Here is a 10,892-nt window from a genome sequence, read left to right as displayed (position 1 = left end):
CCCCCCCCCCCCCCCCCCCCCCCCCCCCCCCCCCCCCCCCCCCCCCCCCGCCCTCCCCCCCCCCCCCCCCCCCCCCCCCCCCCCCCCCCCCCCCCCCCCCCACCAGGGGCTGTGGCTGGTCGTCCTCGCGCGGGCGTCAGTCGTCTTCGCGCGAGTGCGTCACTATCTGGCCGGGGCTGACGAAACGCAGTGCGACGAACAGCAGGACGAGGCAGGTGAGCATGTAGATGACCGACATCGCGTCGATCGACTGCTGCGGGCGGAAGCCCGGCGTCCACAGGGCGGAGTACAGGGCGACGACGAGCGTCTCGCTGCCCGGCCCCGAGTTGAAGAAGGTCAGCTCGAAACTGCCCGCGGTGTGGATCAGCGTGAGCAGGCCCGACGCCAGGATTCCGGGCAGCAGCAGCGGCGCGAGCACCCGCCGGACCGTCTGAAGACCGTTCGCCCCGCAGGAGCGCGCGGCCCGTTCCAGGTTGGTGTCGAGCTGCTGGATGTACGGAATCATCAGCAAGACCACCAGGGGCACCGACGGCACCAGGTTGGCCACGATCACCCCGGACAGATGGCCGCCGAGGCCGAGCCGGTAGAGCAGCGTCGCCAGCGGCAGACCGTAGGTGACCGGCGGCAGCATCAGCGGCAGCAGGAAGGCCAGGATCAGCAGCTTCTTGCCCGGGAAGTTCCCCCTTGCCAGCACATACGCCGCCGGAGCGCCGATGATCACGGCGAGCGCGGCCACGACCACCGCGACGGTGACCGTGATCACCATGACGTGGGAGAGGTCGTACTCGTTCCACGACGACCGGTAGTAGTCCGTCGTGTACCCCTTCGGCAGCCACCCGGTGAACCACTGCCGACCGAAGGAGCTGACCGTCACGGAGGCGACGAGCCCGGCGATGTTGACCAGGAAGACGGCGACCAGCAGGCGGTAGAACCACCGGGGCAGGACACCGGCCCAGGTGCGATGCATCCGGCTCCGCAGTGCGGTAGGAGACGACTCGGACACCGCGATCACCCTTTCTGACCGGAACTCGGGCCCGTGTACAGGCGGGAACGCAGGAGCAGGATCGCGCCCACGATGAGGATCTGGACCAGGGCGGAGATGACCACCATCGCCATGGACATCGAGTAGTCCAGGGTCCGGTACGCCTGGAAGTAGGCCTCGACCGAGATGACGTGGGTGGAGCCGGCGGGATCACCCACGAGGGTCGCGCTGGCGAACACGGAGAACCCCAGGACGAAGGTCAGACAGAGGACCACGGTCACACCCGGGGCCCACAAAGGGAGCAGGATCCGCCGGAACCGGGTCCACCGGTCCGCGCCGAGTGACGCGGCGGCCCGCTCGTAGAGGGTGTCGATGGACGCGAGATGGCTCATGGTCAGCAGGAACGCCAGCGGCAGACCCGTGATGACCATCGAGATCACGACGGCGGTGTAGTTGTGCAGCAGCATCAGGGGCTCGTCGATCACCCCGATCTTCATCAGGGTCCGGTTGAGCCAGCCCCGCGGGGACATGTAGGCGATCATCCCGTTGGAGACGAGCACGTTGCCGAGGGTCATCGGGATCAGGAAGGCCGTCGAGAGGTACTTCTTCCGCCGTCCGGCGCCGCGCAGCGGGTAGGCGAAGATCATCGCCGCCACCGTGTTGATCACGGCGACGACCACCGCGATCCGCAGGGTCTTCCAGATCGTCTCGCGGAGATACGGATCCTCGAAGAACCGCTGGTAGCTGCTGAAGGTCCCGCCCTTGTCGGGGGTCACCGACAGGCCGATGCCGTAGGCGATCGGGTACAGGAACAGCACCCCGATCAGCGCCACCGCGGGCAGCATGGCCAGCAGCCCCCAGTGGAGTCCGTGACGTCGCAGCCACGCCCGTCGGCGGTCGCCCGAGTCGGGCGGGCCTCCCGGCGCCCGGTCGGCGCGGGCCGGTGTGGTGTCCACGGTCGCCGTCATGACAGCGCGCTCGGTTCGAGAGCCGTGGACTCGCCGTCGTCGGAGCCCTCCGCCGGGGCGGCGGAAGGCTCTCCCGCGGCGAAGGCCCGGACGCTCGCCACCGGGATCGACAGCTTGAGCACCGTGCCCGTTTCCGGCCGCACCGGTGTCCGTACGGACAGGGTCGCGCCGTCCGGCAGTTCGGCCTGCACGGTGAAGTCGCGGCCGTGGTACTGCGTGGAGCGCGCCACCGCCTCGAACGTGTTCACCGCGGAGGCGGAGTCCGTGACGCTCACCTCCTCCGGCCGGATCCGCACGGTCACGGACTGTCCGGGCCGCAGGTCGGTGCTCGACGTGGCGCGCAGCGTGATGCCGTGCCCCTCGACGACGGGCTCGCGGCCGGTCCCCCCGACCACGTGCGCCTGGAGCCGGTTGCGGTAGCCGACGAAGTCGGCGACGTAATCCGCCTCCGGTTCGCTGTAGATCTGCTGGGGCGTACCGTCCTGCACGGTCTTTCCCTTGCGCAGGACGATGATCCGGTCGGCGATCGAGAGGGCTTCCTCCTGGTCGTGCGTGACGTAGACGGTGGTCAGCCCCAGCTCGTCGTGGAGTTGCCGGATCTCGGAGCGCATTTCGAAGCGGAGCTTGGCGTCGAGGTTGGACAGCGGCTCGTCCATCAGCATGATCGACGGGCGCGGTGCGAGGGCCCGCGCGATGGCGACCCGCTGCTGCTGGCCGCCGGAGAGGCGGCCGGGCAGATTGTCGGCGTAGTCGGGGAGTTGGACCAGGTCCAGCGCCCACTTCACCCGCTCGCGCACCTCAGGCTTGGGCATGCGGCGTACTTCGAGTCCGAACGCGACGTTCTTGGCGACGGACAGGTGCGGAAAGAGCGCGTAGTTCTGGAACACCATGCCGAAGCCGCGCTTCTCCGCGGGCCGCTGGTCGATCCGCTCGTCGTCCACCCAGAGCCGGCCCTCGGTGGCCGTGACATGTCCGGCCAGACAGCCGAGGAGGGTGGATTTTCCACAGCCAGAAGGACCCAGCAGCGCGGTGAACTCTCCGGCCTTGATCGTCGCAGTCATGGAGTCCAGTGCGACCACGCTCCCGTTGTAGACACAGGTCAGACCTTCGAGCCGAAGCTCGCTGAACTCACCGCGTCGCTGGGTTGCTCTCACGTCACTTACCACCAATGATTCGGTTCCATTTGTCGTACGCGGCGACGAGGACGTCCGCGGGCAGCGGGTCCGCGCCCGGATACTTGGCGATGTAGTCGTCGTAGTCGGCGACGCCGTACTTCTTGTTGAGTTCGGCCATCTCCGGCGGTGCCATGTCGACCGTGACGTCCTTGATCGCCGGGCCCGGATAGACGTAACCGTGGTCGAAGGTCATGGCCTGCTGCTCGGGCTGGAGCATGAATCCGAGCAGCCGCAGCGACACCGCGAGGTGGTCGGCCGAGACGCCCTTCGGGATGGCCACCGATCCGCCGGACAGGATGAACTTCGTGTTCTCCAGGACCGTGAAGGTGGCGGACTCGGGAATCAGGTTGTCCGCACGGGGCTGGACGTGCCATCCGAAGGTGGACGGTACCAGCTTCACTGTTCCATTAGTGAGGTTGGCGTAGGTTTCGCTGGTTTTGGCCGGGTAGTTGTCGATGTACTTGCCGAGCTCCTTGAGGTAGGCCCAGGTCTTGTCCCAGCCCTTCTCCGGGTCTCTCGGGTCGGAGTCGCCGAGCTGGTACGGCAGGCCCTGGAGGAACGCCGAGCCCGGTCCGGAGTTCGCGACGGACGCGTACTGGAACTTGCCGGGATTCCGCTTCGCCCACTCCAGCAGTTCCTGCGCGGTCTTCGGCGGGTCGGACAGCTTGTCCGGCAGGTACTCGAGCAGCGGGCCGAACGTGCCGGTGTCGTAGATCAGCGCCTGGCCGTGCGCGTTCTTCCAGAGCTTCTTCGCGTTGTCGAGGTAGGTGTTCTCCAGATCGGGCAGGCCGTCCTTGTACTCGGGCCAGATCTTGGTGAACAGGTTCTGACTCACGCCCGCGGCGAGGCTGTCCGGCCCCAGCAGGACGATGTCCACACCTACCCGGCCGGCGTTCTGCTGGGCCTTGAGCTTGCCGGGCATCTCCGGCGAGGTCGTCGTGGTGTAGTTGATCTTGCTGACCAGTTCGGGGTGCTTCTTCCCGAACTCCTCGATCAGCGGCTTGGCGACGGACAGTCCGCCGGCCGAGTCCATGATCGTGAGCGTGACGGGCTTCTTGGGAGCCGCGGGGAACTTGCCGTCCGCGGCGGCCGGGGTCTCTTCGACACTCTTGGAACCTGGGCTGCCGCATCCCGCGACGCCGATGACACTGATGACGGTGAGTCCGGCGAGGGCGACTCGCCACCGGGAAGAACGTCTCAACGTGACCTCCTGGGTCGGTACTTCGGTCGTTGATGTGGTGGCCGGAATACTCGACGGCCGTGCCTATAGGTCGTTTAGGGCGGTTACGTCCAACCTTCTCCGCCTCTACGCTATGTCTGACAGCCTTACATCGCACCAGTGCGGCGACGGACGTTATGCACCTGAGACGGTGCGCTGCCGCCAATGGGTCGAGCAGGGGTTGCCGGCGCCGTACTGAATGACGCCGCGGTCGGGTTCGATGATGAATCCGGCGATGGTGCAGGTCCGTTCCTCGATCGCGATCGAGGGATCGGGGTGCTGGCAGATGCTGCCGGGCCAGTCGTGGTGGTCGGACAGGGCCTCCTTGACCTCGTGGATCGTGCGTACGCGAGGGTCGCGCAGGCGCAGTTCGATGTTGCGGTGCCGGTCGAGCGTGTGCGGCTTCCGCCTGGCGTAGTCGTCCGTCGTGGTGAGCCCGGCGGACAGGAAGTGGTTGGTGTGCGTCAACACCCCGTCGCGCGGGGTGATCCGCTCCGGCGCCCCGTCGCTGGCGGGCGTCTCCAGGTTCTGGCAGAAGCCGGTGCCGTCGCTGATCAGGTAGTTCGCGGACATCGCCCGGTCGGCGGTCGCTATCCGCTCCGCGCTCTCCGCCCCCGATCCGGCGTCGAGGACCGACCGCAGCAGGATGTGGTACGGGACGCCGGCTCCGTCGGTGCGGACGTCGCCGATCAGGGTGTTGGTGCACAGGGCGACGCCGGCCGAGTTCAGTCCGACCTTGGCCAGCTGCCCGGCCTCGACGACGGTCACGAAGTTGGGCGCGTCGGTCCGCCGGACGTCGAGGACGACCGTGGTCCGTCGCGCGTGGGTCAGCCAGTCCCAGTTCTGCCCGGTGACGATGCCCTGGCCCGTGCGTTCCGGCATGAGCGCGAAGGACGTGCACTCCGCCGGCATCGACCGGGCGCGGGCCGGGGCGGCGGCGAACATGATCTCGCTCCGCGCGTTGAGCGCGAGGATGTCGCTCAACTCGACCCCCGCGCCTGCGGCGATGCCCGCGATCTCCTCACCGATGGCGGGAGAGAAGTCGCCGATCGGCCGTTCGTACCGCAGGGCGAACTTCCGCACCTGCTGCCAGTCCCAGCCGACCATGTGCCGGAAGACCCTGGTGTAGCGGTGGATTGACTCTTTGATCTCCGGTGCGGCGGCGCGGCCGTATGACTCCCCGCGTCTCCGCGGGTCGCCCTCCACACAGATCGTGCGAAATGCGGCAATATGTCCGGGTTCGTAGTTCACCGAGTCCACGTCTCTCTGACATTTCAAAAGTCGTCTGGCTGCCTGGCAGGTAACGATGAGTCCGTCCGCCGGGCCTGTCAAGAGCCAGGTCGCACTTGTTTCACCTGGACTTCCACCGGGGCTCAATCGGACGAACCGTGACCGCAAGGTGATTGCAAGCCAAGCTCAGCCCATGGCACTATGACACTGCTGTCTGACAGCCAGGCAGGACGCGAGGCGCGGTCACGCGGTGCCTCCGCGCACGACGTGTTCTGGGTTCGCCGGCAGTTCGCACGGAACCGCCGCAAGCAGAAAGAAGTGACATGACAGAGACCGACCAAGGCAAACAGCCTCGCCTCGTGCCCTACCGGGACGCACTGCGACTGGTGTGGGGCGACGACGAGTCAGGGAAGCTGCCGGACTGGTTCCTGGCGAGCGACGAGAAGATGAGCGTCAACATCGTGGCCATCCCGGTCGGCGGTGCCGTCATCCACTCGGACGAGAACCGGTCGATCTTCGGATCCGACGAGTTCTTCTACGTTCTCGACGGGACGATGGTCCAGTCGAACCCGACCACCGGTGAAGTCCTCGTCATCGAGGCGGGCGACGCGGCCTGGTTCCGCAAGGACACCTGGCACCACCAGTGGAACTACAGCGACACCGAGCTGCGGTTCGTGGAGTTCTTCCACCCCTCGCCCAAGACCGGCACGGGCCAGCCGTACGCGCAGACCCACGAGAACATCACCACCTACAAGCACAAGCAGGACGAGTACATCGGCCGCTGGCCGATGGCGCGTGCCGAGGCCGACGCCGCGAAGACCATGTGGGCGGCCAGGGACGAGGACATCCTGTGGCGCCTGGAGGGGCACAAGCGCGGCCGGGAGCTGCTCACCGGCATCATGCTGAGCACGGAGCACGTGACCATCGGGAAGCAGCGCTTCCTGCCGGGCCAGCGCAGCGACGTGTTCACCCACCAGGGCGACAAGCTGTTCTTCGTCGAAGAAGGCACCGTCCATGTCGAGTTCCCGGAGACGCGGGTCTTCTTCGAGCTCGGCCCGCGCGACTCGTGCCAGATCCCGGAAGGTACGCCGCACTCGTTCTACAACGTGGCGGCCAAGGGGGCCCGCGCGGTGTTCTGCGTCGCCCCGGACTACCTGCCGGCCACCGGCTGACCCCAGGCCGACCGCCGGCGCAGCGGCAGGACATGAGCGACCGCCGACTACCCTCGGGTAGGCGGCGGTCGCCGTTCGTGTTCTTGGGCGGAGAAAAACGTCAGCCGTTCACGGGTGCGTCCCGCGCCACCCGGCGGCCCCGCTTGAACACCGCGACGACCCGGTCGAGGTCGCCGATCGACTCGGTCGGGTTTCCCGCGACGACCAGGAGGTCGGCGTACGCGCCGGGCGCGATCGTGCCCACCTCGCCGGCGCGGCCGAGGGCATGGGCGCCTCCGGAGGTCAGCGCCGCGAGCGCCTCCGCCGGTCGCCATCCGGCGAACGCGACCATCGCGCGCGCCCTGACCGTCAGGTCGCGGCAGTCGGGGAACTGCCCGTAGATCGAGTCCGATCCCAGGGCCACCGGCACGCCCGCACGGGCGAGCGTCCGTCCGTTCCGCCAGATCCGCAGCCGCCGCTCCAGGCCGGGCGCCATCGGTGAATCCGCGCCGGACGGCACTGGCGTGTCCAGCAGATCGGCGATCGCCGGCTCGATCGGACCGGCGAGAACGACCGACTGCTTCCGGTCGCACAGGGCGCGCAGCAGCTCAGGTGGCGGCGCCTGAATCCGGCCGCGCGCATCGAGCCAGGTGCAGTGCTCGATCGTGTCGACCCCGGCGGCGAGCGCGATCTCGATCCCCTCGGTGCCGTGCGCGTGGGCGGCGACCCGCATGCCGCGGGCGTGCGCGGCGGCCACGATCGCGGCCATCTCGGACCGCCCCAGATACGCCCTGCTCATATCGGTGCCAGGGGTCAGCGAACCGCCGGTCACCGCGATCTTGACGAGGTCGGCTCCCTCGTCGTGCAGCAGCCGCACCGCCCCGGCCGCCTCGGCGGCCCCCTCGACGGTGATGCCGAACGAGCGGAAGTGGCCGTCGGGCGAGGTGATCGGGCGGCCCGCGGCCACGACGGTGGGACCGCACGCGGGCCGCGCGCCGATCGCGTCCCGCAGGGCCTGGCCGTCGGTCCCGGGTGAGCCGAGATCGCGGACTGTGGTGACGCCCCTGCCCAGCAGACGGGCGGCGACGGCGCGCGCGGCGGCCGTCGCGGCGGCGGAACCGCTGTCCACCCGCGTCAGATCCCGGCCGTACGGCAGAAGAAGGTGGGTGTGCGCGTCGATCAGGCCGGGAAGTACCGTCGCCGCCTCGAACGTCAGCTCGGGACCGCCGGTGTGCGGAACATCGGCGTCGGGACCGACCGCGGCGATCCTGTCGCCGCGGACCAGGATCGCCGCGCCCCGTCGCGCGACGCCCGCTCCCCCGTACAGCCACCGCGCCCGGATACGCGTGGCCGGGCTCGCCTCCCGGTCCTCGGCCGTACCCGTCACGACTGGCGCAGCCGGTCGGCCAGCGCTTCAAGCGCCGACCGGGGACTGGCCAGCACGGGAATCCGCGGGGCTTCGTCGAGTTCCGCGACGATGCGGCTCATCGACGCCTGAGCGAGCACGATGACGTCGCACCGGGGGATCAGCTCGCCCAGCGCGTCACGGACCAGCGCGTCGTGGGCGGCGGGGTCGCCGGCCGCCTGTGCCTCGAAGGCGCCCACGCACAGCGTCTCGACCAGTTCGATCGGCGCCTCGGCCTGTTCGGCCGCCCGCCGGATCAGATTCGCGGTCGGGGCCAGCGTCGTGCCGAGGGTCGCGATCACCCCGATCCGCGGACCGCGCCGTACAGCTTCCTCGGCCATCCGCTCGTCGATCCGCAGCACCGGGACCGTGCTGAAGGGCCTGGTCAGCTCCACCGCCTCGCCGAGCGACGAGCAGGTGACCAGTACGAAGTCGGCGCCCGCGTCGGCCGCCGACCAGACATGCCCGAGCAGGCGCCGGGCGGTTCCGGCGCGTACTCCTCCCTCCGCGCGGGTCACCGAGAGGAGGCTGTCGTCCACGATGTGGCGCAGCTCGATCTCGTGGGGGAGCGACTCGGCGGCCAGGGCGGTGAAGACCGGGGGCAGTGTGGTCACGGTGTGGATCATGGTGATGACAGGACGGTCGGACATGGGTCACCTGTTCGGGTCGGCCGGACGCAGGGCACCGATCTGGTCGCTGGTCAGAGTGGATATGTCATGGGACCGGACGGCCAGCCACAATCTGGCGGTCGCCTCGATCTCCTCGGCCGCCTCCGCCGCGTCGGCGAGCGTGCCGCCTCCGGCGAGCGTGCCGTGGTGGGCCAGCAGCAGGCAGTGGGACCGCGTGAGCAGCGGGCCGACCGCCTCGGCCATGGCCGGGTCCCCGGGCCGGAAGTACGGCACGACCGGGAGGGAGCCGACCCGCATCACGTAATAGGGGGTGAGCGGGGGAATCGCGTCGGACGGATCGGTGTCCCGCAGCAGCGAGACCGCGACGGCGCAGGGGGAATGGAGGTGGACGACGGCGCGCAGTTCGGGGCGGGCGCGGTACACCGCCAGGTGCAGCAGGAGTTCCTTGGTCGGCGGCGGGCCGGACAACCGGGCGCCCCGCTCGTCGACGTGCGCGAGGCCGTCCTCGGTCAGTGAGCCGAGCGCCGAGCCGGTCGGGGTGACCAGCACGCCGTCCGCCGTGCGCACGCTCAGGTTTCCGGTACGGCCGTGCGCGAGCCCGCGGTCGGACAGGAGCTTGGCGTACGCGACCAGGTCGCCCGCGGCTCTCGGCGTCATCGGGCCACGGCCTTGAGGAAGAAGTCCGGTCCGCCGAAGTTGCCGGACTTCAACGCGAGTGCCAGCTCGGTCGGGCCGAGCGAACGCATCCAGGGCACGCCCGGATCGATGGGGCCGCCCAGTTGGAGGGCCCGTACGCCGAGCCGTTGCAGCACCGCGCCGGAGGTCTCGCCTCCGGCGACGACCAGACGCCGTATCCCGCCGTCGACCGCTCCGGCGGCCAGTTCGGCGAGGAAGGTCTCGATGGCGGAGCCCAGGTCGGTCGAGCCGGCCCCGGTTCCGGCCCCGGCTTCGGCCCCGGCTTCTTCGGTCGGCTGGCGGGCGTCCGCCGCGCTGTGGACCAGCACCGCAGGCGAGTCCGACAGCAAGGTCAGCGCACGCGCGACGACTTCGGCCGCGTACCCCGCGTCGTCCCGTACCCGTGCGAGGTCGAGGGCGATGGCCGGGCCGCTCTCGCGGAAGGCGGCGATCTGGCCGCGAGTGGCGTCCGAGCAGCTGCCCGCGACGATGAAGGTGGGTCCCGCGATGGTGTCCGCGAAGTCGCCGGGGCCGGGGCCGACCACTTCGGCCGGGACCGCGCTGTGCGAGGTGGCGCTGTCCTGAGCCGCCGCCCCGGCCGCCGCGTGCAGACCGTTCGCCCCGATCCAGAAGGCCGCGTCACCGATGGCGTCCGCGAGGACGAGCAGGTCGTCACGGCAGATCGCGTCCGCGACCGCGAAACGCACACCGGCCGCGCGCAGGTCCGCCAGCCGGGCGCGTACGGCCGGGGCCCCGGACCGTACGAGGGAGTGATCCACGAGACCGACCTCGGCGGTGGTCTGGGCGGTCAGCAGCCGTACGAGGTTGGAGTCGGTCATCGGATTGAGGGGGTGCCGGGCCAGCGAGGACTCCGCCAGCGGCAGGTCGTGGACGAACAGGTTCCCCTGGTAGACGGTCCTGCCGTTGGCCGGTGCGGCCGGGCAGACCAGCGTGATCCCGCTGTCCAGCGCGTCCGCGAGGGCGAGTCCGACGGGTCCGATGTTGCCGCGAGGCGTGGAGTCGAACGTCGAGCAGACCTTGAAGCCGATCCGGCGCGCCCCGAGGTCCCGCAGCCGGCGCAGTGCCGCCAGCGATTCGGCGACCGCCTCTTCCGGCGGCACGCTGCGCGTTTTGAGCGAGACGACGACGGCGTCATGCGGCGGCAGTTCGAGGTCGGGGCCGGGCACGCCCACCACCTGGACCGTCCGTCTGCCCGCCGCGCTGAGCGCCGCGGCCACGTCCGACCCGCCGGTGATGTCGTCCGCGATGATCCCGATCACTTCCGAGTCACCCACATTTCCCCCAAAGGTCAGGCAGTCTGACAGGTTGAAATGTAGCACGGCGACGCGGCGGTGAGCAGGCGCGTCACAGGTCGCGGCGGTGCGCGCGCCGACGCGTACCCGGACACGGGGTAACGGGCACACGGGACATGGGGCATGGGACGCATGCCGGAGGGCG

At 69.7% G+C, this 10,892-nt stretch carries 10 protein-coding genes; 1 reads left to right on the top strand and 9 read right to left on the bottom strand.

The genetic code is table 11. The features are described 5' to 3' along the window. Positions 1–136: 136 nt before the first annotated feature. From ACZ4EF_RS23610 to ACZ4EF_RS23590, 5 genes are all read right to left on the bottom strand, one after another. Entirely contained in the window at positions 137–967 is an 831-nt protein-coding gene (locus ACZ4EF_RS23610; RefSeq protein WP_391048170.1) for an ABC transporter permease, read from the bottom strand. Positions 968–1,008: 41 nt separating this feature from the next. Then, positions 1,009–1,950, bottom strand: coding sequence for an ABC transporter permease (locus tag ACZ4EF_RS23605; protein WP_355335372.1), 942 nt, complete (start codon positions 1,948–1,950; stop codon positions 1,009–1,011). Next, positions 1,947–3,011 carry an ABC transporter ATP-binding protein gene (locus ACZ4EF_RS23600; RefSeq protein ID WP_401854681.1) on the bottom strand — a complete coding sequence of 355 codons (1,065 nt, stop codon included), beginning with the start codon at positions 3,009–3,011 and terminating at the stop codon, positions 1,947–1,949. Before ACZ4EF_RS23600 ends, ACZ4EF_RS23605 begins: the two co-directional genes overlap by 4 nt. Before the next feature lie 94 nt (positions 3,012–3,105). Next, the gene (locus ACZ4EF_RS23595; RefSeq protein WP_355335377.1) at positions 3,106–4,326 is read right to left on the bottom strand and encodes an extracellular solute-binding protein; all 1,221 of its coding nucleotides are present in this window, start codon (positions 4,324–4,326) and stop codon (positions 3,106–3,108) included. A gap of 153 nt (positions 4,327–4,479) precedes the next feature. Continuing rightward, a complete protein-coding gene (locus ACZ4EF_RS23590) occupies positions 4,480–5,550 on the bottom strand; it encodes a C45 family autoproteolytic acyltransferase/hydolase (RefSeq protein WP_467506332.1) in 1,071 nt (356 codons plus the stop codon). Positions 5,551–5,897: 347 nt separating this feature from the next. Here ACZ4EF_RS23590 and ACZ4EF_RS23585 point away from each other — a divergent pair, with 347 nt between their 5' ends. After that, the gene (locus tag ACZ4EF_RS23585; RefSeq protein ID WP_355335383.1) at positions 5,898–6,746 is read left to right on the top strand and encodes a cupin domain-containing protein; all 849 of its coding nucleotides are present in this window, start codon (positions 5,898–5,900) and stop codon (positions 6,744–6,746) included. A 100-nt stretch (positions 6,747–6,846) separates the two neighbouring features. Here ACZ4EF_RS23585 and ACZ4EF_RS23580 read toward each other — a convergent pair whose 3' ends face one another. Genes ACZ4EF_RS23580 through otnK form a run of 4 tightly spaced genes read right to left on the bottom strand, consistent with a single transcriptional unit; the run spans position 6,847 to position 10,729 of the window. Further along, positions 6,847–8,112 carry an amidohydrolase family protein gene (locus tag ACZ4EF_RS23580; protein WP_467506329.1) on the bottom strand — a complete coding sequence of 422 codons (1,266 nt, stop codon included), beginning with the start codon at positions 8,110–8,112 and terminating at the stop codon, positions 6,847–6,849. After that, positions 8,109–8,780, bottom strand: coding sequence for an aspartate/glutamate racemase family protein (locus ACZ4EF_RS23575; RefSeq protein WP_467506328.1), 672 nt, complete (start codon positions 8,778–8,780; stop codon positions 8,109–8,111). The genes ACZ4EF_RS23580 and ACZ4EF_RS23575 overlap by 4 nt, the downstream gene beginning before the upstream one ends. Positions 8,781–8,783: 3 nt before the next feature. Continuing rightward, positions 8,784–9,416, bottom strand: coding sequence for a class II aldolase/adducin family protein (locus tag ACZ4EF_RS23570; protein WP_467506327.1), 633 nt, complete (start codon positions 9,414–9,416; stop codon positions 8,784–8,786). Then, on the bottom strand, positions 9,413–10,729 hold the full coding sequence (gene otnK / locus ACZ4EF_RS23565; RefSeq protein WP_467506326.1) for a 3-oxo-tetronate kinase: 1,317 nt from the start codon (positions 10,727–10,729) through the stop codon (positions 9,413–9,415). Before otnK ends, ACZ4EF_RS23570 begins: the two co-directional genes overlap by 4 nt. Positions 10,730–10,892: the final 163 nt, after the last annotated feature.

The sequence above is a fragment of the Streptomyces sp. NPDC025721 genome, assembly GCF_055558595.1.
The sequence above is the reverse complement of the archived record's forward strand: the minus strand, read 5'-3'. Positions and strand labels throughout refer to the sequence as shown.